The following is a 22188-nucleotide window of genomic DNA, read 5'->3' as shown; positions in this document are numbered from 1 at the left end:
CCCCCCCCCCCCCCCCCCCCCCCCCCCCCCCCCCCCCCCCCCCCCCCCCCCCCCCCCCCCCCCCCCCCCCCCCCCCCCTCCCCCCCCCCCCCCCCTCCCCCCTCCCCTTCCCCCCCTCCCCCCCCCCCCCCCCCCCCCGCTCCGGAGCTCGCGTGGTCGGGAGGGTCAGACCTCGACGACCACCGGCAGGATCATCGGGCGTCGGCGGTAGTTGTCCGAGACCCACTTGCCCAGCGTGCGGCGGATGAGTTGCTGCAGCTGGTGGGGCTCGACGACCCCGTCCTGCGCCGACTTCTCCAGGACTTCCTGAATCTTCGGCATGACGGTGGTGAAGACCGCGTCGTCGATCCCGGAGCCACGGGCCTGGATGTGGGGACCACCGGTGATCTTGCCGGTGCTGGAGTCCACCACGACGAAGACGGAGATGATGCCCTCGTCCCCGAGGATCTTGCGGTCCTTCAGGGCGGGCTCGCCGACATCGCCCACGGAGAGGCCGTCGACGTACACGTAACCCGCCTGGACCTTGCCGACGATCTTCGCCTTGCCCTCGACGAGGTCGACGACCACGCCGTCCTCGGCGATCACGATGCGGTCGTGCGGGACGCCGGTGAGGGCGCCGAGCTCGGCGTTGGCGCGCAGGTGGCGCCACTCGCCGTGGACCGGCATCAGGTTCTTGGGCTTGCAGATGTTGTAGAAGTACAGCAGCTCGCCGGCCGAGGCGTGGCCGGAGACGTGCACCTTCGCGTTGCCCTTGTGGACGACGTTCGCTCCCCAGCGGGTCAGGCCGTTGATCACGCGGTAGACCGCGTTCTCGTTGCCGGGGATGAGGGACGACGCCAGGATCACCGTGTCGCCCTGGACGATGCGGATCTGATGGTCGCGGTTGGCCATGCGGGAGAGCGCGGCCATGGGCTCGCCCTGCGAACCCGTGCAGACCAGGACGACCTGGCTGTCCGGCAGGTCGTCGAGCGTCTTGACGTCGACGACGAGGCCCGGCGGTACGCGGAGGTAGCCGAGGTCGCGGGCGATGCCCATGTTGCGGACCATCGAGCGGCCGACGAAGGCGACTCTTCTGCCGTACTCGTGCGCGGCGTCCAGGATCTGCTGGATGCGGTGCACATGGCTGGCGAAGCTCGCCACGATGATCCGCTTCTGGGCGCCGGCGAAGACGCCCCGGATCACGTTGGAGATGTCGCGCTCCGGCGGGACGAAGCCCGGGACCTCGGCGTTCGTCGAGTCGGAGAGGAGGAGGTCGATGCCCTCCTCGCTCAGCCGTGCGAACGCGTGCAGGTCCGTGAGGCGGCCGTCCATCGGCAGCTGGTCCATCTTGAAGTCGCCGGTGGCGACGACCATGCCCGCGGGGGTGCGGATGGCGACGGCCAGGGCGTCCGGGATGGAGTGGTTGACCGCGACGAACTCGCAGTCGAACGGGCCGAGCGCCTCACGGTCGCCCTCGACGACCTCCAGCGTGTACGGCCGGATGCGGTGCTCCTGCAGCTTCGCCTCGATCAGTGCGAGGGTCAGCTTGGAGCCGATCAGCGGGATGTCCGGCTTCTCGCGCAGGAGGTAGGGGACGCCGCCGATGTGGTCCTCGTGGCCGTGCGTGAGCACGATGCCCTCGATGTCGTCGAGGCGGTCCCTGATGGACGTGAAGTCCGGCAGGATCAGGTCGATCCCGGGCTGCTCCTCCTCGGGGAAGAGCACTCCGCAGTCGACGATCAGCAGACGACCGTTGTACTCGAAGACGGTCATGTTGCGGCCGATCTCGCCGAGGCCGCCGAGCGGGGTGACCCGGAGGCCGCCCTTCGGGAGCTTGGGCGGAGCGCCGAGTTCAGGATGCGGATGACTCAAAAGACTCTCCTCACCACGCGCGCCACGTACCTCCTGGGCACGTGGCGCGTATGACGTTCGTGCAGTAGCAGTTGTCGTGTGGGGTGCGGGCGGTCGACAGCTGGTGTCGCGCCCACGGTTTCGCTTATTCAGTTGTGAAGTCTGTGGTTACAGCTGTACCCCGCCGGCGGCGAGATCGATCTTGAGCTGGTGCGTCTCCTCGGGCGACAGCTCCACCATCGGCAGACGCAGCGGACCCGCGGGGCGCCCCTGGAGGGCCAGCGCCGCCTTGGTCGTGATCACGCCCTGGGTGCGGAACATGCCGGTGAAGACGGGGAGCAACTTCTGGTGGATCTCCGTGGCCTTCTGCACGTCACCCGTGAGGTGTGCCTCCAGCATGGCGCGCAGTTCCGGGGTGACCACGTGGCCGACGACGGAGACGAAGCCGCACGCGCCGACGGACAGCAGCGGCAGGTTCAGCATGTCGTCGCCGGAGTACCAGGCCAGGTCCGAGCGGGCGATGGCCCAGCTGGCGCGGCCGAGGTCGCCCTTGGCGTCCTTGTTGGCGACGATCCGGGGGTGCTCGGCGAGGCGGACGATCGTCTCGGTGTTGATCGGTACGCCGCTGCGGCCCGGGATGTCGTAGAGCATGACCGGCAGCCCGGTGCTGTCGGCGATCGCGGTGAAGTGCCGGAACAGGCCCTCTTGCGGGGGCTTGTTGTAGTACGGCGTGACGGTCAGGAGGCCGTGGGCGCCGGCCTGCTCGGCGGCGCGGGCGAGCTCGAGGCTGTGGCGGGTGTCGTTGGTGCCGACGCCCGCGACGACGTGGGCACGGTCCCCGACGGCGTCCACTACGGCTCGTACGAGATCGTTTTTCTCCGCGTCACTGACGGTCGGGGACTCACCGGTGGTGCCGTTGATGACCAGGCCGTCATTGCCTGCGTCCACCAGGTGGGCGGCGAGCTGCTGTGCGCCGTCGAGGTCAAGTGCGCCGTCCGCCGCAAAGGGCGTGACCATGGCGGTGAGGACCCTCCCGAAGGGGGTCTGCGGAGTGGAGGTCGGAGCCATGGGTAACACGCTACTCGCTGCTCAGCGCGGGGTCGCCCCTCGGGGGATGTGTGCGGACCTGACAAGTGTGGAGCCCGGCACTGCCTGCTCGGGGGTTCAAGCAGTGCCGGGTCCGTTTGATCAGGCTAGATGAACTTCACGAAGTGCCGCAATACGGACACTTCACTCGGCTCATCCGCACATCAGTGCCTTACGGCGCCACGCGTCCGTTCTTGTTGAAGGCCGCGTGGGTGAGCGGCATCAGTTCGGCCCAGTGCTGCTCCATCTTCTCGCCGACCATCTCGATCTCCCGCTGCGGGAACGAGGGGACCTTGGCGAGCTCGTGCTGCGTGCGCAGGCCGAGGAAGTGCATCAGCGAACGGGCGTTGCACGTCGCGTACATCGAGGAGTAGAGGCCGACGGGGAGCACCGCGCGGGCCACCTCGCGGGCCACGCCGGCCGCGAGCATCTCCTGGTACGCCTCGTACGCCTGGCGGTAGGAGTCCTCCATGACGCGGCCGGTGAGCTCCTGCTGGGCCTGGCTGCCCTCGACGAAGACGTACTTCCCGGGGCGGCCCTCCTGGACCAGCTTGCGGGACTCGTCCGGCACGTAGAAGACGGGCTGGAGCTCCCTGTAGCGGCCGGATTCCTCGTTGTACGACCAGCCGACGCGGTGGCGCATGAACTCGCGGAACACGAAGATCGGGGCGCTGATGAAGAACGTCATCGAGTTGTGCTCGAAGGGGCTGCCGTGGCGGTCCCGCATCAGGTAGTTGATCAGGCCCTTGGACCGCTCGGGGTCCTTCTGGAGCTCGTCGAGCGACTGCTCGCCCGCCGTGGAGACTCGGGCGGCCCACAGGACGTCGGAGTCGGTGGCGGCGTGCTTCACCAGCTCGACGGTGACCTCGCTGCGGAAGCTGGGCTTGAGGTCTTCGGTGGGGGTCTCGCTCACAGGCGGGGTCCTTCCATGTGCATCTCTGGGGCGGCGCCCACTCTATGGCCCGGCACCGACAATCGGCCGTTCGGTGACCCGCCACGACATCGTTCGACTAATTTGCCGAAACAGGGCACCTTTTGGGCGTTTCGAGCGTCTGTCTAGACAAGAGAGTCCACAGAGCTCCACGGAGCTCCGTTCGAGACCCGTGAGGAGAAGCGCGCACCATGTTCCGCCGGCGAGAGCCCGTCCCGTTCGCCTTCATCGCCGAAGCCGAGAAGTTCCGCAGTAACGTCACTCCCCCGCCCCGAGAACGCGCGTCGGCCAGTGAGATCATGGGGCGCACGCTCATCGGCCTCACCGTGGTGGCCGGCCTCGTCGGATCCCTGCTCTTCGGGATGCCCGCCATGTCGGCCGATCAGTCACCCGTGCACCACCAGCAGTCCGAGGCCTCGGACGGCCGCTGACCGGGGCGTGGGCCGTCGCCGGCCGGCCGTGACTCGTCCGGCCCCCCAAGGGTGGTAGCAGGAGACACAGCTCGATAGCCTCACCGGGCACAGCCCCCGTGTGGATTGAGTGAGGATCAGCCCGTGCCCCTGCCCTTCCTGACCGCGGACCGCGCATTCGACGACGCGGCGGACGACGCCGCGCTGCCTTTCGACGACCGCGATCACTGGCGCCGGCCCTACCGCCCGGGTCCCTGGCGGGTCGGCGCCTCCGCGCTGCTGCTGCTGCTCGCCTCGTTCGTCCTCTTCGCCTCGGTGATCATCGTGTTCACCGGGTCCCTGGCGGGGGCCGCAGGATGCGCGGGGCTCGCCGTGCTCGTCATCGTCGGCGCCCTGCGCCTGCTGCGCATGGGCACCTGGGTGAGCGCCCACGGGCTGCGCAGGGTCGGCTTCCTGACGACGCAGACGGTGGCCTGGGCCCAGGTGTCGGCCGTGCGGACCGCGCAGCAGCCGGTGCGCTGGCTGGGGCTGCCCCGGACGGTGCAGGGGCAGGCGCTCGTTCTCGTACGACGTGGTCAGGAGCCGCAAGCCGCCGGGGCGCAGCTGCTCCTCACGGACCGGAACGCGGACTTCCTGGCGCGGCACGAGGCGTTCAACCGCGCCGCCGACTCCATCGAGGTGTGGGCCGACGAGTACCGGCCCACGGCCTGAGCCGACCCTCGCCTATACGTTCACCGGCCTGCCCGCGTGCAGGGCGATGGCCCGCTGCATGGCCTTCCGCGCGCGCGGGGTGTCCCGTGCGTCGTGGTAGGCCACGGCCAGCCGGAACCAGCAGCGCCAGTCGTCCGGCGCGTCCTCCGTCTCCGCCTTGCGGCGGGCGAAGACCTCGTCGGCCGAGTCGCGGTCGATGCGGCCGCCGGGCGTCCGCTTCAACTCGTCGACGGGCAGGCCGCCTTCGGCCTCCAGTTCGGCGGCGAGACGGTTGGCACGCTGGACGAACTGGGTGTTCTTCCAGAGGAACCAGACGCCGATGACCGGCAGGATCAGCACCGCGACACCGAAGGTGACGGTGAGGACGGTGCCGTGCTGGATGAGGAGCACGCCCCGGCTGCCGACCAGGACGAAGTAGACGACCAGGACGGCGGCGGTGACGGCGTAGGTGATCTTTGCGCGCATGTCTCTCAGCTCTGGGGTCGGCCGAGGCTCTCGGTTCAGCCGAGGTCCAGGAAGTGTTCCAGGCCGAACGTGAGCCCCGGGGTGCTCACCACGCGGCGCACGCCGAGCAGGATGCCCGGCATGAAGCTGCTGTGGTGCAGCGAGTCGTGGCGCACGGTCAGGGTCTCGCCCTCGCCGCCGAGCAGGACCTCCTGGTGGGCCAGGAGGCCGCGCAGGCGCACGGAGTGCACCGGCACCCCGTCGACGTCCGCGCCGCGTGCGCCGTCCAGCGCCGTCGCCGTCGCGTCGGGCTGCGGGGCGCTGCCCGCCTCCCGCCGCGCCTCGGCGATGAGCTGGGCGGTGCGCGTGGCGGTGCCGCTGGGGGCGTCGGCCTTGTTCGGGTGGTGCAGCTCGACGACCTCGACGGACTCGAAGTACGGGGCCGCGATCTGCGCGAACTTCATCGTGAGGACGGCGCCGATGGAGAAGTTCGGGGCGATCAGGACGCCCGTCTCCGGGGACGCGTCCAGGGACGTGCGCAGCCGCGCGAGGCGCTCGTCGGTCCAGCCCGTCGTACCGACCACGGCGTGGATGCCGTTCCGTACGCAGAAGTCGAGGTTCTCCTCGACCGCGTCCGGGTGGGTCAGCTCGACGGCGACCTGGGCGCCGGACTCGGTCAGCGTCCCGAGCTCGTCGCCCCGGCCGAGTGCGGCGACCAGTTCCATGTCGTCGGCGGCCTCGACGGCCTTGACGGCCTCGGAGCCGATCCGGCCCTTGGCGCCGATGACCGCCACGCGCAGCTTGCTCATGTCCTTCATTCCTTCGCGGGAGTTGGGCCCTGTTGTGTCGGTTCCTCGGCCGGCCTAGGCGACCGCTTCGTGGAGGCGGGCCGCCTGCTTGTCCTTGAGCGGGCCGATGGCCGAGAGGGACGGGCGGTGGCCGAGCACGTCACGGGCCACTTCGCGCACCTCGTCGGGGGTGACCGCGGAGATCCGCGCCAGCATGTCGTCGACCGACATGTGCTCGCCCCAGCAGAGCTCGCTCTTGCCGATGCGGTTCATCAGGGCGCCGGTGTCCTCCAGGCCGAGGACCGTGGACCCCGCCAGCTGGCCGATGGCGCGGCCGATCTCGTCGTCGCTCAGTCCGTGCTCCGCGACGTGGTCGAGCTCGTCGCGGCAGATCTTCAGGACGTCGTGCACCTGGCTCGGGCGGCAGCCCGCGTACACGCCGAAGAGGCCGGTGTCGGCGAAGCCCGACGTGTACGAGTACACGCTGTAGGCCAGGCCGCGCTTCTCCCGCACCTCCTGGAAGAGTCGGGACGACATGCCGCCGCCGAGCGCCGTGTTGAGCACGCCGAGGGCCCAGCGGCGCTCGTCGGTGCGGGCGAGGCCCGGCATGCCGAGGATGACGTGGGCCTGCTCGGTCTTGCGGTTGACGACCTCGACGCGGCCGGCGGTGCGCAGGGCGCGGGAGCCCTGGCGCGGGACCATCGGGGTGGCGTCGGTGCGCCTAAGGGCGCCGGCCTTCTCGAAGGCGGCGCGGACCTGGCGTACGACCTTGTTGTGGTCCACGTTGCCCGCCGCGGCGACCACGAGGTGGGTCGGGTCGTAGTGCTTCTTGTAGAAGCGGCGGATGCGGTCGGCGTCCAGGGCGTTGATCGTGTCGACCGTGCCGAGCACCGGGCGGCCGAGCGGGGTGTCGCCCAGCATGGTGTGCGCGAACAGGTCGTGCACGCAGTCGCCGGGGTCGTCCTCGGTCATCGCGATCTCTTCGAGGATGACGCCGCGCTCGGCGTCGACGTCCTCCTGGAGGATGAGGGAGCCCGTCAGCATGTCGCAGACGACATCGATGGCGAGGGGGAGGTCGGTGTCGAGCACGCGCGCGTAGTAGCACGTGTACTCCTTCGCCGTGAAGGCGTTCATCTCGCCGCCGACCGCGTCGAGCGCGGCCGAGATGTCGAGGGCGCTGCGCTTCTTGGTGCCCTTGAAGAGGAGGTGCTCCAGGTAGTGCGTGGCGCCGTTCAGGGACGGGGTCTCGTCGCGGGAGCCGACGTTGGCCCAGATGCCGAAGGTCGCCGAGCGCACGGAGGGCAGCGTCTCCGTGACGACGCGCAGGCCGCCGGGGAGGGTCGTCCTGCGGACGGTGCCGATGCCGTTCTCGCCCTTGATGAGGGTTTGGGTACGGGCGACGGCCCGCGCCTCCGAGGAGGTGCGGGCCGTCGTCGTGGTGCTACGCGACGTCACTTGTCGGTGTCGTCCTTCGTGTCGTCGTCCTCTTCACCCTCGATGACGGGGATGAGGGACAGCTTGCCGCGGGAGTCGATCTCGGCGATCTCGACCTGGACCTTCTGGCCCACGCCGACGACGTCCTCGACGTTCTCCACGCGCTTGCCGCCGGCGAGCTTGCGGATCTGCGAGATGTGCAGCAGACCGTCCTTGCCCGGCATGAGCGAGACGAACGCACCGAAGGTCGTCGTCTTCACGACGGTGCCCAGGTAGCGCTCGCCGACCTCCGGCATGGTCGGGTTGGCGATGCCGTTGATCGTGGCGCGGGCGGCCTCGGCCTGCGAGCCCTGGGCGGCACCGATGTAGATGGTGCCGTCGTCCTCGATCGTGATGTCGGCGCCGGTGTCCTCCTGGATCTGGTTGATCATCTTGCCCTTGGGGCCGATGACCTCACCGATCTTGTCCACCGGGATCTTGACGGTGATGATGCGCGGCGCGTTCGGGGACATCTCGTCCGGAACGTCGATCGCCTCGTTCATCACGTCGAGGATGTGCAGACGCGCGTCGCGGGCCTGCTTCAGCGCGGCGGCCAGGACCGAGGCGGGGATGCCGTCGAGCTTGGTGTCGAGCTGGAGCGCGGTCACGAACTGCTTCGTACCGGCGACCTTGAAGTCCATGTCACCGAACGCGTCCTCCGCACCGAGGATGTCGGTGAGGGCGACGTAGTGCGTGTCGCCGTCGATCTCCTCGGAGATCAGACCCATGGCGATACCGGCGACGGCGGCCTTCAGCGGCACACCGGCGTTCAGCAGCGACATCGTCGAGGCACAGACCGAGCCCATGGACGTCGAGCCGTTGGAACCGAGGGCCTCGGAGACCTGGCGGATCGCGTAGGGGAACTCCTCGCGCGAGGGGAGCACCGGCACGATGGCACGCTCGGCGAGCGCACCGTGGCCGATCTCGCGGCGCTTGGGCGAACCCACGCGGCCGGTCTCGCCGACCGAGTACGGCGGGAAGTTGTAGTTGTGCATGTAGCGCTTGCGCGTCACCGGGGAGAGGGTGTCGAGCTGCTGCTCCATGCGGAGCATGTTCAGCGTGGTGACGCCCAGGATCTGGGTCTCGCCACGCTCGAACAGCGCCGAGCCGTGCACGCGCGGGATGGCCTCGACCTCGGCGGCGAGCGTACGGATGTCCGTGACGCCGCGGCCGTCGATGCGGACCTTGTCCTTGATGACGCGCTCGCGGACCAGCTTCTTGGTCAGCGCGCGGTAGGCACCGGAGATCTCCTTCTCGCGGCCCTCGAACTTCGGGAGCAGCTTCTCGGAGGCGATCTCCTTGACGCGGTCCAGCTCGGCCTCGCGCTCCTGCTTGCCGGCGATGGTCAGCGCCTGGGCGAGCTCGGTCTTGACCGCGCCGGTCAGGGCCTCGAGGACGTCGTCCTCGTAGTCCAGGAAGACCGGGAACTCGCCGGTCGGCTTGGCGGCCTTGGCGGCGAGGTCGGACTGGGCCTTGCAGAGCGCCTTGATGAAGGGCTTCGCGGCCTCGAGACCGGCGGCGACGACCTCTTCGGTCGGGGCCTCGGCGCCGTCCTTGACGAGCTGGATGGTCTTCTCGGTGGCCTCGGCCTCGACCATCATGATCGCGACGTCGCCGTCCTCCAGGACGCGACCGGCGACAACCATGTCGAAGACGGCGTCCTCGAGCTCGGTGTGCGTCGGGAAGGCGACCCACTGGCCCTTGATGAGCGCCACGCGCGTGCCGCCGATCGGGCCCGAGAAGGGCAGGCCGGCCAGCTGCGTGGAGCAGGAGGCGGCGTTGATCGCGACCACGTCGTACAGGTGGTCGGGGTTGAGCGCCATGATCGTCTCGACGATCTGGATCTCGTTGCGCAGGCCCTTCTTGAAGGAAGGACGCAGCGGGCGGTCGATCAGGCGGCAGGTCAGGACCGCGTCCTCGGAGGGGCGACCCTCACGACGGAAGAACGAACCGGGGATCTTGCCGGCGGCGTACTGCCGCTCCTCGACGTCCACCGTCAGCGGGAAGAAGTCGAGCTGGTCCTTGGGCCGCTTGGAAGCGGAGGTGGCCGACAGCACCATGGTGTCGTCGTCCAGGTACGCCACGGCGGATCCGGCGGCCTGCTTGGCCAGGCGGCCCGTCTCGAAGCGGATGGTGCGGGTGCCGAACGTGCCGTTGTCGATGACGGCCTCGGCGTAGTGGGTCTCGTTCTCCACTGTTCTCCTACGTGTCTACGTTTCGTCTTCGCGCCCCTGGGCCCGTGTGGCCCGGGGGCGGCGTCCCGTCGGTCCTCGGCGGACCTCGTCCCGCGCGGAGCGGCCCTTGCGGGGCCTGTCCGGCGTGGACCGGGACTGGGTGGAGAAGCGCGCCGTGTGTGCGGGCCGGTCTTCGATCGAAGCACCCGGGATGTCCCGGGGGCCACTACCGAGGACCGGCGGCGGCTGGTGCGCCTCTCCCTCGTCGGGGTGGTGCTCGCTGTCCCCGTGGGCGTCGTGGGCGTCGATATCCCTACCCGCGAGGACGTGCGTATGTCACCAGACTACAAAGCGTCGGTGACACCGCGCATGTACAGCAGCTTGTACGGCAGCTTGTACGGCAAAGGGCTCGTGCCACTTTGCATGTACAGCAAAGGGAGCGGTCCACTTCGAGTGCCTCGAGTGGGAACCGCTCCCTTCACGACGTCTTACTTCGCGCCCGCCGCACCGCGGCGGATGCCCAGACGGTCAACCAGGGCACGGAAGCGCTGGATGTCCTTCTTGGCCAGGTACTGCAGCAGACGGCGGCGCTGACCGACCAGGATCAGCAGACCACGACGGCTGTGGTGGTCGTGCTTGTGGGTCTTGAGGTGCTCGGTCAGGTCCGAGATACGGCGGGAGAGCAGCGCCACCTGGACCTCGGGGGAGCCGGTGTCGCCCTCCTTCTGGCCGAACTCGGTCATGATCTGCTTCTTCGTAGCGGCGTCGAGCGACACGCGTACTCCTCGTGATGTCTTCGAGTGCCTCCGAGTGCCCCTGGTCTACATCTCAGGGGAGCTTCCGTGACTCGGGAGGCGGGGTGGGGCCGCCGGGCGCTTCTGTCAGGCCCTCCGAGCGGAGGTCAGGGGGAGCGTAGACATGCGGCCGTTACACAGGTTACCAGTCTGGGATCGATGCCTTGCCGGGGGCCTCCGCCGCCCCGCGTGGGCCGGGCTCAGCCGCTGCTGCGGTAGCCGTCCATCAGGGAGACCCTGGGGCCCTCGTCCTGTTCCCCGGTCTGGCGCTGAGCTTCCTTCTTGCCGAAGACCACGGTTCCGCGCTCGTACACGATGTCGAAGTCGTCGGCGAACATGTCCATGCTCGGCCGGTCCGAGCTGTCCGGAAGGATGAGGAGCAGCCGTTCCTTACCTGTCGCGGGGTCCAGGCGGACCATCGAGGAGAGGGCGGCGCCCGCGCTCTCCCGGTAGGCGATCACCTTGTCGCCACTCATCCTGACGGGGTACATCGGACGATCAGGCTTGGCGTCGAACGTGCGTACAGCCTTGCCTGTCCTCAGGTCGAAGGCGACGATCTCGTTGGGCTTCTTCTTGGAGAGGCCCGCTTCGAACATGTCACGAGGTTGGGTCGCCACATAGAGCTGCCGGTGGCCGACCACCACGCCACTGCACCGCTCGACCTCGGCACTGAAGGTCTCATCACAGTTGTGGACGTACCGCCGGTCGGTCAGGGTGATCGTCGCGCGGTGCCTGCCCCTGTCGTCCAGCGAGTGCAGGTACTCGATGGTCCCTTCCTCGCCGGTGGAGACGGCGATGACGGGCGGCTTCGAGGAGGCCAGGTAGACGCTGTTGATCCCCTCGGCGACCCGGTACGTCCACTCGGTCTTGCCCGTACGCGGAGAGACCTTCTGGACGCGGAACCGCGGATCGGCCGAGTCGCCGCACGACTGGAGCGCCAGCAGACCGCGACCCCCGGCGAATCCGACGTCGGTGCAGGAACGGACCTTCGCATCGGACCAGAGCCGCTTGCCCGTCGTCATGTCGTACGCGGCCGAGCCCCGCCCCCAGGTGGCCACGACCGTGCCACGGGTCATCGTCACGTTGACGTCCGTCGAACCGCCGCTTTCGGCAGGCAGCGGCTTCTCCCAGAGCTTCTTGCCCGTGTCGATGTCGACCACGGCCAGGTGGTCGCACGGTGTCCGCGGCTGCGGACCCTTGTCCCCCTTGGCGTGCCCACTCTTCGCCGGTCGCTTCCCGGGTACGGCGACGGCCGTCCTGCCGTCGACGCTGACGTGCCGGGTGACGGCGCAGAGCGGGCCGGCGAAGCGGGTCTCCCACTTCTCCTCGGCCGTCCCTATCTCCAGGCCCCTGATGACGTCCGCGAAGCTCTTGGCGGCTATGGAGCCGGAGACCCATGTGCCCTTCGTCGAGGCGGTCCGTCCTTCCTTCAGCTCCTCGGTCCATCCGACGGCGAGCTCACCTTCAGGGGTCTTCGGGACCGTCTCCACGGTCTCCCTGATCGCGTCGGGCGGCTGCTGAGCGGCGGACGGTACCGAGTCCTCCCCGTCGGTCAGACTCCACAGGGCCCAGCCGCCCGCGAACAAGGTGGCGGTCAGGGCCAGGACGACGCCGAGGACCAGCACGGTACGGCGCCTCTTGCGTGCACCGACGGCGAGCGTGGACTGGGTGTACGCAGAGGGGGGCGGCGGGCCGAAGCTCACGCTGGCAGACCTTTCATGAGGGCGGGGCGTCGGCAGAGGCAGGCGTCGAGACGTCAGCTGGTCAGGGCCCGTGCCGACGCGTACACGTCGAACACCGCGAGGGTCAGCGGGACGAGGGTGAGCAGGACGAAGGACTCGGCGATCTCCAGGAAGCGGCCCCAGAAGGGCGTCACGCCGGTGCGGGACGTGATGAGACCAATCCCCGCGACCACCGCGATCGCCGCGGCGATGCCCGCGACGAGCCAGACGGTCCTCAGGTCGAGGGCAGCCGAGTCGCCGGACAGGGCATCACGCATGAGGTCCCACGGAGGATTGAGGCAAAGGCCGATGCCGAGCAAAAGCAAGGAAGCGAGGCCCGCGGCGAGGGCGGAGCCGACCTGCGCGGTGTAGCGGAAGAGATGTGCCCGCATCATCATCGCGATCCCGGTGGCAAGGGCGAGAAGTTGACCCCACACGTTGTCGGAGAAGCCAAGGACCGCTGAGGCCCCGATGACTACCACAGCACAGCCGCCCACAAGTCCTACGAGCAGCTCGTGACCGCGACGGGCCTGAACCGCGATCCGGTGGGCGTCGACAGGATCCTGCTGGGCGGACTGCGCGCCGTACTCCTCGCGCGTGGCGTGCGGTGATGCGAAGCCGATGGGCAGTCGGGCGAACCGCATGGAGAGCCCGGGCAAGAAAGCGAGGGCTCCCACGGCAAAGGGGGCGCACATGGCGGCGGTCTCGACCGGCGCCAGATCGCGGAGGCTCGCGATGAACGTGGCGAGCAACCCGACGGCCGAGGCGAAGACACAGGCGACGAACGGGCCGTCACCCCGCGGTGACACCAGCGTGAGCAGCGTCGAGGCGATGAGCACCATCGTGCAGGCGAGCAGGAACTGGAGGCGGCCGATGCCCTCATGGTTCGTCACCGGCAGCAGTCCGGAACCCGCGACGGCCACATTCGCGAGGGCGCCGAGCCCGAGTGCGAGTGCCGCGGGGCGGTCGTCGTAGATCCGGGCACGTGCGGCGGACAGGGTGAGCAGCAAGAGCCCGGCGACAGCTGCCAGGATCCCGGGAAGGCTGTGCATGTCGTGGCGTGGTGCGGCACTCCACGCCACGAAGGCGAGAAGGAAGGAGAGCGCCGAGGCGCCGGTGAGCCCTGCGCTGCGCGTCAGGTCGGCGTTCCACAGCGCTCGGTCACGGGTCACCGCGGAGGCGACCGCTTCGGAGACATCGTCGAACACAGCCGGCGGAAGCGACTCCGAGAAGGGACGCAACGTCAACAACTCACCGTCGAGAATGCGCTGCGCGGCGAATGAGCGGGCACTGTCGAGGACCGCTCCGTCTCGCCGAACGAGGTGATAGCCGACCGGCGCCCCCTCGGCGGGTCCCTGCTGTGAGAGACGCAGGATCTCCGGGTAGATGTCCGCGACAGGAATGTCGTCGGGCAACGCCACGTCGATCCGGCTGTCGGGCGCGACGATGGTGACACGGCAGAAGCCGAGTCCCGCGCCGGTCACCGGAGCGGCGTCCTGGCCGGACCGGCCGCTTCCCGCGACCGCCGCGGAGGCCGTCATGCTCACCTGTTACTCCCCCTCACATGCTGGTGCTGTGCCCGTGATGCGCAGCATCGTGCGTTACACATGATGCCTGCGGGACGTGGAACACCGACCCGACTGTGCCCCAACCAGCAATGCGCCGTCGTCCACATCCATTCAGCTGGCCGGATCTCGAGCCCGTCGGCACTCGCGAACGGTGAAATGGACTGATTCTTCGGCCTGTTGGCCTTTGGGGCTCACGGCCGGATTTACATGTGCTCACGTGCACATTCGGCACCCTATCCCTCACCCGCCCCGTCGAATGTCAGTAGGATCACGCCGCGGAGCGCGTTCGCCCGACACGGGGAGGCGGACGGAACGCCGAGGCTTCGCAAGAGAATTGGTGCGTAGTGAGCCACATCATCGTCAAGCGTCCGCCCCGGGCTCTGCCGTCCGCAGTGCCCACCGAGGAAGTGGTGCTACAGCCACCGCCCGAACTGCCGAGGGGGGAGCAGGAGGGCGCGATGATGCAACTGCTGCCCATGCTCGGCATGGGCGGCTCAGTGGTCTTCTTCTTCATGCCCAGCGCCCACCCGTTCATGAAGATCATGGGCATGGTCATGGTGGCCTCGACGGTGGCGATGACGGTCGCGATGCTGATCCGCTACCGGCGCGGCACACAGGGCCAGCTGTCGGACCTGCGCCGCGATTACCTGCGGTACCTGAAGCAGACTCGACGGTCCGCCCTGGACACGGCCAGGGCTCAGCGGGACGCGCAGTACTACCTCCACCCCTCGCCCGATCAGTTGTGGGCCCTGGTGGCCGAAGGCAGTCGCGTATGGGAACGCCGTACCGGGGACGAGGACTTCGGACAGGTCCGCGTCGGCCTGGGTCCTCAGGGGCTCGCCACTCCCCTCGTTCCCCCGCAGACCGCTCCCGTGGACGAACTGGAGCCGCTCACCGCCGGCGCGATGCAGCGTTTCCTTGCCTCCCACAGCACGCTCGAAGGACTGCCCATGGCGGTCTCGCTGCGCGCTTTTTACCACGTGACGGTCAGCGGCGATCCGGAATCGGTACGGAGCTCGGCGCGCGCCTTGACTGCTTCTCTGGCCTCTCTGCACTCGCCCCAGGATCTGGTGATCGCGGTCGCGGTCGGTTCGTCGTCCTCCGACGCGTGGGAATGGACCAAGTGGCTCCCGCACTGCCAGGAGACGGCCGTCGGGGACGGGGCCGGCAGCCGCCGTCTCGTCACGCGCGACCCCGCGGAACTGGAGACGATGCTGTCGTCACGGCTCCAGGGACGGCCACGCTTCCACCCCGACGGGGCTCCGGTGCCGGACCAGCCGCACATCGTCGTCGTACTCGACGGCCTGTCGCTGCCTCGTGGTTCGGCGCTGGCCTCCCCCGAGGGCATGCAGGGCGTGACGATCGTGGAAGTCGTGCCCGGTGAGCTGACCAGCGGACGCGGCGATCTTGCTCTTGTGGTGGGCCCCGCGACACTACAGATCGAGTCGCGCCACGGTCTCGTGTACGAAGGCACTCCTGATCTACTTTCCTACGAGGCCGCGGAAGCCCTCGCCCGCCAGCTTGCCCCCTTGCGCATGGCCTCGGGCGGAGATGACGACGAACCGCTGCTCGCGAACCTGGAGTTCACCGATCTGCTCGGTCTGGGCGACCCGGAATCGGTGGACACCGGCCGCACGTGGCGCCCACGCTCCCCGTCGGAGCGACTGCGCGTGCCCATCGGCGTCGGCGAGGACGGCCGCCCTGTCATGCTCGACCTCAAGGAGGCGGCGCAGGAGGGGATGGGCCCGCACGGGCTGTGCGTCGGCGCCACCGGTTCCGGTAAGTCCGAGCTGCTGCGCACTCTGGTCCTCGGGCTTGCCGTGACGCACTCCTCCGAGACCCTCAACTTCGTTCTCGCGGACTTCAAGGGTGGTGCGACCTTCGCGGGCATGGCCCAGATGCCGCATGTCGCAGCGGTGATCACGAACCTGGCGGACGACCTGACCCTCGTCGACCGCATGGGCGACTCCATCCGGGGTGAGCTCAACCGTCGTCAGGAACTCCTGCGCGACGCGGGCAACTACGCGAACATCCACGACTACGAGAAGGCGCGAGCGGCGGGTGCTCCACTCCAGACGATCCCGTCTCTGGTCCTGGTGATCGACGAGTTCAGCGAACTGCTGACCGCCAAGCCCGATTTCATCGACATGTTCGTGCAGATCGGCCGCATCGGGCGCTCACTCGGCGTCCATCTGCTGCTGGCATCACAGCGTTTGGAGGAAGGAAGGCTGCGAGGTCTGGAGACCTACCTGTCATACCGGGTCGGACTGCGCACCTTCTCTGCCGCCGAGTCACGCGCGGCGCTCGGCGTGCCGGACGCGTATCAGCTTCCCAATGTCCCGGGTTCCGGTTACCTCAAGTTCGGTACGGACGAGATGGTGCGGTTCAAGGCTGCATACGTCTCCGGGGTGCATCGGCCCGGAGACGGGCAGGCGGCCGCAGCGAGCGGACCGCGTCAGGTGGACCGCAGGCCCGTGCTGTTCACTGCTGCTGAAGTCCCGGTGCGATACGTCCCTGCGGTACCGGGGCCACGCGTCCCGGCCGCCGCGACCACGGACGACGCCCTCGCCGACACCGTCCTCGACGTCATCGTCCGTCGCCTCGAAGCACAAGGCCCGGCCGCACACCAGGTGTGGTTGCCGCCGTTGGAAAGCCCTCCGTCCCTGGACGCGCTGTTGCCGGGGCTCACCGCCGTACCAGGGCGCGGGCTGACCCAACCGGGATACGAAGGCGCTGGGCGCCTCGTCGTGCCGGTAGGGCTGGTCGACAAGCCGTACGAGCAGCGACGCGATCCCCTGTGGTGTGATTTCTCGGGGGCCGCGGGCCACATGCAGATCATCGGAGGCCCTCAGTCCGGCAAGTCGACGCTCCTGCGCTCGCTGATCGCATCCTTCTCCCTGACCCACACCCCCCACGAAGTGCAGTTCTTCGGACTGGATTTCGGCGGTGGCGGGATGGCGTCCGTCGCCGGGCTGCCGCATGTCGGTGGCGTCGCGTCACGTCTCGATCCCGAGCGTGTGCGACGCACCGTCGCCGAGGTCTACGGCGTTCTCACGCGGCGCGAGGAGTACTTCCGCACGGCGGGCATCCCCTCGATGGCCGACTTCCGTGCCCGCAGGTCTCGCGGAGACATCTCCGTCACCGATCAACCGTGGGGGGACGTCTTCCTCATCATTGACGGGTGGGGCAACTTCCGCGCCGATTATGAGGCGTTGGAACCGGTCGTCCTCGACATCGCGGCGCGGGGTCTCGGCTACGGCATCCATCTGATCCTGGCCGCATCCCGGTCGATGGAGGTCCGCGCGAACCTCAAGGACCACCTCATGAACCGGCTCGAGCTGCGGCTCGGCGACACGATGGACTCGGAACTCGACCGCAAGGTCGCCGCCAACGTCCCCGCCGGCGTGCCAGGTCGAGGTCAGTCCCCGCAGAAACAGCACTTCATGGCGGCGGTGCCGCGTATCGACGGTTTGTCGTCCGATACGGATCTTGCCGACGCCACAGCGGTGTTGGCTGTCGAAGTAAACCGCCATTGGTCGGCGCCCGGGGCACCGAAGGTCCGGCTGCTGCCCCGGGAACTTCCCGCGGCCCACCTCCCGCCGGGGAACGCCTTCCCCGACCGCGGAATATCCTTCGCCCTCGACGAGGACACCCTTGAGCCGGTGTTCGTCGACTTCGACCAGGACCCGTTCTTCCTCGTCTTCGGCGAGAGCGAATCCGGCAAGTCCAATCTTCTGCGCCTGCTGATCCACCGATTGACGGAGCGGTACAGCGGAGACGTCTGCAAGCTCTTCGTGGTCGACAACCGGCGTTCCCTGCTCGATGTCACACCGTCCTCCCATCTCGCCGAGTACGTCCCCATGTCCAACGCCATGGAGCACCATGTGGCCGCCCTGTCCGACCTGATCCAGCGGCGCACGCCGACGGCCGACGTCACCGCCCGGCAACTGCGTGAACGCAGCTGGTGGCAGGGGCCCACCGTGTACGTGATCGTCGACGACTACGACCTGGTCTCCACGTCGAGCGGCAACCCGCTGGGCCAGCTCGCCGAGCAGCTCCCGTTCGCCCGGGACGTCGGTGTGCGTTTCATTGTCGCGCGCTCCACCGCCGGTGCGGGTCGCGCCGCGTACGAGCCGTTCATGCAGCGTATGCAGGAGCTCGGTGCCCAAGGCGTCGTACTGGCCGGTGATCCCAATGAAGGAGACATCCTGGGTGGGGTACGCCCCCGGCCCATGCCGACCGGACGGGGAATCTTCGTGTCGCGGAAGCGTGGGAAGCCCTTGGTCCAGACGGGCCTGATGCCCGAGCAGCACTGAACCCGCGCCGGCGCGCTTGCTGTTCCGGCCCCTTCTCCTGGGCTGCCTCAGCAAGCTCTGAACAGCGGCAGCATCACCCAAGTAATGTGAGCCACACGCTCTTTCGTACGTTGTGAAGGGACCGCTCCGCCATGACCGAGGCACGGGACACCGAGGCGCAGGACAAGGCCCGCAAGGAACGCGAGAAGGAGGAGCTCTACGCCCTCGACATCTCCGGAGCCGAGTGGCACAGCGCTCCCGGCGCGGAGGAGCACGAGGAGCGAGTGGAGATCGCCTACCTCCCCGAGGGCGCGGTGGCCATGCGATCCTCCCTGGAGCCCGCGACGGTACTCCGGTACACCGAGGCGGAATGGCGCGCCTTCGTCCTGGGAGCACGGGACGGCGAGTTCGACCTGGAACCGTCTACGCGCAACGGCGGGATCGAGGCGGAGTAACCACGCACTACGTCCGCCGTTCTTTCCGACGCAGCACATACGAGAACGGGGTGGGCGCCTCCCGCACGCGCCCACCCCGGTGGTCGAGAACCACCCCGGCTCACTGGAAGTAGCTGGCACCCTTCAGGTCGCCGCCCTTGTAGTCGCCGCCGGCCTGCCCGACCTTGTGCCCGATCTCGACGAGCGCACGGTGGATGGCGGCAGCACGGTCGTCCCACTCCTTCTGCTTGCCGACATACCTCGTGTGGGCTTCACCCTCCCACCCTTCAGCCACCTTAGCGACCGCACGCTTGATGTCGGCCAGGTCGGCCTCCAACTGCTTTGCCTGAATGCCGAGTTCGGTCGCAATGTCGTCGAGGCCGCTGTATTTGACCGCAAGTTCATTCACGTTGACGTTTGGCATGACTGGCCCGTTTCTCGGTAGATGTAGGGGAATTGGATCGGTGAGGAGCTCGCCCCTCAGTAGCTGTTGATGGCCGACTTCGTGGCGCCGTACTCGACGTCGATGCCGCTCATCGTGGACCGAATCTGGTCCTCGAGGCCTTCTGTGAGCTTCTCGTTCCCACTGATGCCCTCGAGGAAGTCCACCAGAATGTTGCCGATGGCCTGCATGTTCTGGTTGATCTCTCGCTGCTTGCCGTCGAATGCGTGCGCACCGATTCCTCGCCAGTGGACCTCCATCGTGTCGAGGGTTCCCTGGAGACGCTTGAGCTGCTTCTGAACCGAGTCGTACTTGGCTACGATCTCCTTCTTCAGGAGTGCCACTTGCTCATTATTGAGTTTCCTGCCGTCAGCCACGACTGGGCTCCTTTCGTGAAACTTGCTTGGATATCAGAGGGTGCTCCGGGACTCACGCTCTACGGCGAGCGCGCAGTGCGGCGAAGGCGCCTCCGCCGATCGCGATAACTGCAACGACAGCGCCGAGAATCGCCCACGACTGGCTGTCGCCATCAGATGACTTCTGGCTTGTGCTCGAACCGTTCGCCTGCGTTTCCGGGCCCGGCTCACGTGGGCGGTCCTTTGCCGCCTCCTTCGCGGAAGAGGACGACGACGGGCCGGGAGATTCGTCCGCGTGGGTGGCCATATTGGTGAGCGGGTCGATGTTCGCCGGGCCAGGCTTCCCGTTGCCCTTGAGGAGGTGCTGCGCCGGCCTGATCAATCCGTAACCCAGATAGTCGCTCGGCTTGTCCTTCGGCCAGTCACGACCGGCGGTGTCGATGAGGACACGGAGCACCTGGTTCGCAGTCCAATCGGGGTGCTCGGACCAGATGAGGGCTGCGGAGGCGGACGTGATGGCGGTGGCCGCGCTGGTTCCGCCTCCGTTGTCGCAGTAGGAGCGGAAGGTTGCGTCGCACCAACGGGGGATGCCCAGTCCGGGCGCGGCCAGATCCACGTACTTGCCGAACTCCGAGTACTTCGCGACCTTGCCGTTCCGATCAGCCGCAGATACGCCCGTGACCCCGGGGTAGGCCGCGGGGTAGCCGATGTAGTTCTTCTTCTCGGCGTCGTTTCCCACGCCGGCGAACATCAACTTCCCCTTGGAAGCCGCATACTTCACCGCAGCTTTTTCAGCCGGGTACATGAAGTCGCTGCCGAAGGACATGCTGATGATGCGGGCGTCACTGTCCGCCGCGGCCCGGATCGCCTCGGCGCTGTCGCTCTCCTGCTTGTCATCGAAGGTGGTCCGAAAAGAGACGATTCCAGCTCCGGGAGCCAGCCCTTTGAGCCCCCCGCCGCGACCGGAGCCGGCGATGAGTTCCGCCATCGTCGTGCCGTGACCGTCATAGTCGTCCAGCGGCCCCCCTCGCTTGCGCGTGACGTCCTTGCCGGACTGCACGCGACCTCTGAGAGAAGGCGTCACCGAGACACCGGAGTCGATGACGGCGACCTTGATCCCTTCACCTGTGGACTTCCGCCACAACTTGTCGGCACTCATCGCATCCAGGTACCACTGCTTCGACTGGACGCCGTCGGCGACCGCTGCCGGCGCGAAACCTGCGCCCAGCAGACACATCGCTGCTGCCGCTGATGCCACGACGACGGCATGCCGTCCCCCTGATCTCGGCACCAGAGGTGCACCACGCCTGCCGCGTCGGCTGATCCTTGCCTTCATGCCCTGCATGTCCTCGCTCGCGTTTAGTCGATCACTGGCGGCACAGGCCGCGGTCGACTGGGCAGGTGTATCTCCGGTTCCTCGACGAGGTAATCCGGCCGTTCGGTCTCCTCATTCCCGTCTCGATCAGACCTTGCCCGGCTACGCCCCGGACCGCGTACCAGCCCCGTACCGCCGGCCGTGAAGCCGCCCTTACGGCCTCGGTCGGCCGAACGTCCCTTAGGAGATCCGACCACCCCGCTGGGGCGACCCGCAGCATTGTGCGGCGTCTGCCTCGTGCTGCCGTTGCCTTGCGGTGGCACCCCGACGACTCCCCGCTGTCCCATTCCGCCGGTGCTGCCGCGCGAGTTGGCCGGGTCCTCAGCGCCCACCACGGACCCCCTCGGCACCTTGGAACCCGTGGGCCCCGGGGCGGCGGGCCGACCCCCTACTACACCGGGGGATCGCTGTGCACCGGTCGCATTGGGGGCGCCGGTACGGGGCGTCGGCGCACCGACTGGGCGAGGAGTGCCGCCGCTGATGCTTCGTCCCGCCGACGGTTGCCCAGGCACACTGGGCCCGGCGCCGGTCCGCGCCTGAGGCATCGGCCCGCTTCGCCCAACCGGCGCCGTCGGCCCGCGCCCCGGTGTGCCGGTCCGAGGAACAGCGGGTTCCGTACCGCCCGGCCGTCCCCGCCCAGGCATCGACCCCTTCCCCCCTCCCTCAGGCCCGATGGCACGAGGGGCTGGGCCTCCGACCACGGGCTTGAATCGGGTGTTCCCTCCCCATGACGGAACAGGCCCCACGTCGTGAGGGGCCGGGGCAGGGTGAGGACCTGGGGTGACCGGCGGTGGAGTGGCCGTCTGCGGTGGCAACGTACCTGCGTTGTCGATCTCCGTGCCGACAGGTCGATCCGGGAGGAGATCGTGACGCTTGCCTTCATGCGGAGTCGGCACCGGTCCATTCGCGTCCCTCCGATCCACGGTCTCAGGGCGTTCGATGCCCTCGGGCCCTGTGTGCGAGCCGGGAGAATTCACCGCGACCGAATGCGTGCCACTCGATACATCACCAGGCGTCATAGGGCTGTTCGTGGGGCGAGGCACTCCTACTTCGGGCATGGCCGAAAACGTGGGCGGCTCCTGTCGCGCCATCTCGTTCCGTGAGACCTGGTAGAACGACGACAACCGATTCATCTGGTTGATCGCCTCTTGCCGATGCTTCTCGGCCTTGACCGCTGCCGCGTAGTCCTTGTTCCCCTCGACTCGCTTCGGGGACGGGATGTCCTTCACCGTCTTTGGATCGGCGCGATCGTCCCGAGGCGGCATGGAACTGCGCACCGAGGCCAGCCCCGCGCCGGCCGAGGCCATCTGAACGCTGGCCGCGTCCGCGAAGTCGGACAGCTTGTGCGTGTCCTTC

General features: G+C 68.3%; 17 protein-coding genes. 4 read left to right on the top strand and 13 right to left on the bottom strand.

Annotated elements, in window-relative coordinates:
* Positions 1–165: 165 nt before the first annotated feature.
* The 3 genes from ACZ6CV_RS27020 to thyX form a co-directional block, all read right to left on the bottom strand.
* On the bottom strand, positions 166–1851 hold the full coding sequence (locus ACZ6CV_RS27020; RefSeq protein ID WP_469253230.1) for a ribonuclease J: 1686 nt from the start codon (positions 1849–1851) through the stop codon (positions 166–168).
* A 147-nt stretch (positions 1852–1998) separates the two neighbouring features.
* Positions 1999–2898 carry a 4-hydroxy-tetrahydrodipicolinate synthase gene (dapA, locus tag ACZ6CV_RS27015; protein WP_355811982.1) on the bottom strand — a complete coding sequence of 300 codons (900 nt, stop codon included), beginning with the start codon at positions 2896–2898 and terminating at the stop codon, positions 1999–2001.
* 190 nt (positions 2899–3088) lie between these two features.
* The gene (thyX, locus tag ACZ6CV_RS27010; RefSeq protein WP_362374228.1) at positions 3089–3829 is read right to left on the bottom strand and encodes an FAD-dependent thymidylate synthase; all 741 of its coding nucleotides are present in this window, start codon (positions 3827–3829) and stop codon (positions 3089–3091) included.
* Positions 3830–4038: 209 nt separating this feature from the next.
* Between thyX and ACZ6CV_RS27005 the strand changes: the two genes are divergently transcribed.
* Positions 4039–4278, top strand: a complete 240-nt coding sequence (locus ACZ6CV_RS27005) for a hypothetical protein (RefSeq protein ID WP_469253229.1) — start codon at positions 4039–4041, stop codon at positions 4276–4278.
* A 123-nt stretch (positions 4279–4401) separates the two neighbouring features.
* On the top strand, positions 4402–4968 hold the full coding sequence (locus tag ACZ6CV_RS27000) for a hypothetical protein (RefSeq protein ID WP_362374226.1): 567 nt from the start codon (positions 4402–4404) through the stop codon (positions 4966–4968).
* Positions 4969–4980: 12 nt separating this feature from the next.
* Here ACZ6CV_RS27000 and ACZ6CV_RS26995 read toward each other — a convergent pair whose 3' ends face one another.
* The 7 genes from ACZ6CV_RS26995 to eccD all read right to left on the bottom strand — a co-directional run bounded on the left by ACZ6CV_RS26995 (position 4981) and on the right by eccD (position 13903).
* Positions 4981–5433, bottom strand: a complete 453-nt coding sequence (locus ACZ6CV_RS26995; protein WP_358709559.1) for a tetratricopeptide repeat protein — start codon at positions 5431–5433, stop codon at positions 4981–4983.
* 35 nt (positions 5434–5468) lie between these two features.
* A complete protein-coding gene (gene dapB, locus ACZ6CV_RS26990) occupies positions 5469–6221 on the bottom strand; it encodes a 4-hydroxy-tetrahydrodipicolinate reductase (RefSeq protein WP_355811968.1) in 753 nt (250 codons plus the stop codon).
* Positions 6222–6275: 54 nt separating this feature from the next.
* Positions 6276–7655 carry a M16 family metallopeptidase gene (locus tag ACZ6CV_RS26985; protein ID WP_362374221.1) on the bottom strand — a complete coding sequence of 460 codons (1380 nt, stop codon included), beginning with the start codon at positions 7653–7655 and terminating at the stop codon, positions 6276–6278.
* Positions 7652–9868, bottom strand: coding sequence for a polyribonucleotide nucleotidyltransferase (locus ACZ6CV_RS26980; protein ID WP_469253228.1), 2217 nt, complete (start codon positions 9866–9868; stop codon positions 7652–7654). The genes ACZ6CV_RS26985 and ACZ6CV_RS26980 overlap by 4 nt, the downstream gene beginning before the upstream one ends.
* 467 nt (positions 9869–10335) lie before the next feature.
* The gene (gene rpsO / locus ACZ6CV_RS26975) at positions 10336–10623 is read right to left on the bottom strand and encodes a 30S ribosomal protein S15 (protein WP_030363216.1); all 288 of its coding nucleotides are present in this window, start codon (positions 10621–10623) and stop codon (positions 10336–10338) included.
* Positions 10624–10841: 218 nt separating this feature from the next.
* Positions 10842–12344 (bottom strand): outer membrane protein assembly factor BamB family protein, encoded by a 1503-nt coding sequence (locus ACZ6CV_RS26970; RefSeq protein WP_469253227.1) that lies wholly within the window; start codon positions 12342–12344, stop codon positions 10842–10844.
* Between the two features lie 53 nt (positions 12345–12397).
* Positions 12398–13903 carry a type VII secretion integral membrane protein EccD gene (gene eccD / locus ACZ6CV_RS26965; protein WP_469253245.1) on the bottom strand — a complete coding sequence of 502 codons (1506 nt, stop codon included), beginning with the start codon at positions 13901–13903 and terminating at the stop codon, positions 12398–12400.
* 371 nt (positions 13904–14274) lie between these two features.
* On the opposite strand from eccD, the gene eccCa reads away from it, so the two are divergent.
* Both eccCa and ACZ6CV_RS26955 read left to right on the top strand, forming a co-directional pair.
* Positions 14275–18246, top strand: a complete 3972-nt coding sequence (gene eccCa, locus ACZ6CV_RS26960; protein ID WP_469253226.1) for a type VII secretion protein EccCa — start codon at positions 14275–14277, stop codon at positions 18244–18246.
* Positions 18247–18377: 131 nt separating this feature from the next.
* On the top strand, positions 18378–18680 hold the full coding sequence (locus ACZ6CV_RS26955; protein WP_469253225.1) for a DUF397 domain-containing protein: 303 nt from the start codon (positions 18378–18380) through the stop codon (positions 18678–18680).
* A gap of 100 nt (positions 18681–18780) precedes the next feature.
* Here the strand turns inward: ACZ6CV_RS26955 and ACZ6CV_RS26950 are convergent, their stop codons facing one another.
* The 3 genes from ACZ6CV_RS26950 to ACZ6CV_RS26940 are packed head-to-tail and all read right to left on the bottom strand — an operon-like array spanning position 18781 to position 20793.
* A complete protein-coding gene (locus tag ACZ6CV_RS26950; protein WP_355811951.1) occupies positions 18781–19083 on the bottom strand; it encodes a WXG100 family type VII secretion target in 303 nt (100 codons plus the stop codon).
* 56 nt (positions 19084–19139) lie between these two features.
* Positions 19140–19478, bottom strand: a complete 339-nt coding sequence (locus tag ACZ6CV_RS26945) for a WXG100 family type VII secretion target (protein WP_469253224.1) — start codon at positions 19476–19478, stop codon at positions 19140–19142.
* Positions 19479–19530: 52 nt separating this feature from the next.
* Positions 19531–20793 carry a S8 family serine peptidase gene (locus ACZ6CV_RS26940; protein WP_469253223.1) on the bottom strand — a complete coding sequence of 421 codons (1263 nt, stop codon included), beginning with the start codon at positions 20791–20793 and terminating at the stop codon, positions 19531–19533.
* Between the last annotated feature and the right edge of the window lie 1395 nt (positions 20794–22188).

Source organism: Streptomyces sp. NPDC041713, from assembly GCF_055591085.1.
This window is presented reverse-complemented; position numbering and strand designations above follow the sequence as displayed.

Coding starts and splice junctions, on each gene's coding strand:
- ACZ6CV_RS26955 (WP_469253225.1), top strand. CDS start 18,378: ATGACCGAGGCACGGGACACCGAGGCGCAGGACAAGGCCCGCAAGGAA.
- dapA (WP_355811982.1), bottom strand. CDS start 2,898: ATGGCTCCGACCTCCACTCCGCAGACCCCCTTCGGGAGGGTCCTCACC.
- eccD (WP_469253245.1), bottom strand. CDS start 13,903: ATGACGGCCTCCGCGGCGGTCGCGGGAAGCGGCCGGTCCGGCCAGGAC.
- ACZ6CV_RS27005 (WP_469253229.1), top strand. CDS start 4,039: ATGTTCCGCCGGCGAGAGCCCGTCCCGTTCGCCTTCATCGCCGAAGCC.
- ACZ6CV_RS26940 (WP_469253223.1), bottom strand. CDS start 20,793: ATGAAGGCAAGGATCAGCCGACGCGGCAGGCGTGGTGCACCTCTGGTG.
- ACZ6CV_RS26995 (WP_358709559.1), bottom strand. CDS start 5,433: ATGCGCGCAAAGATCACCTACGCCGTCACCGCCGCCGTCCTGGTCGTC.
- ACZ6CV_RS26950 (WP_355811951.1), bottom strand. CDS start 19,083: ATGCCAAACGTCAACGTGAATGAACTTGCGGTCAAATACAGCGGCCTC.
- dapB (WP_355811968.1), bottom strand. CDS start 6,221: ATGAGCAAGCTGCGCGTGGCGGTCATCGGCGCCAAGGGCCGGATCGGC.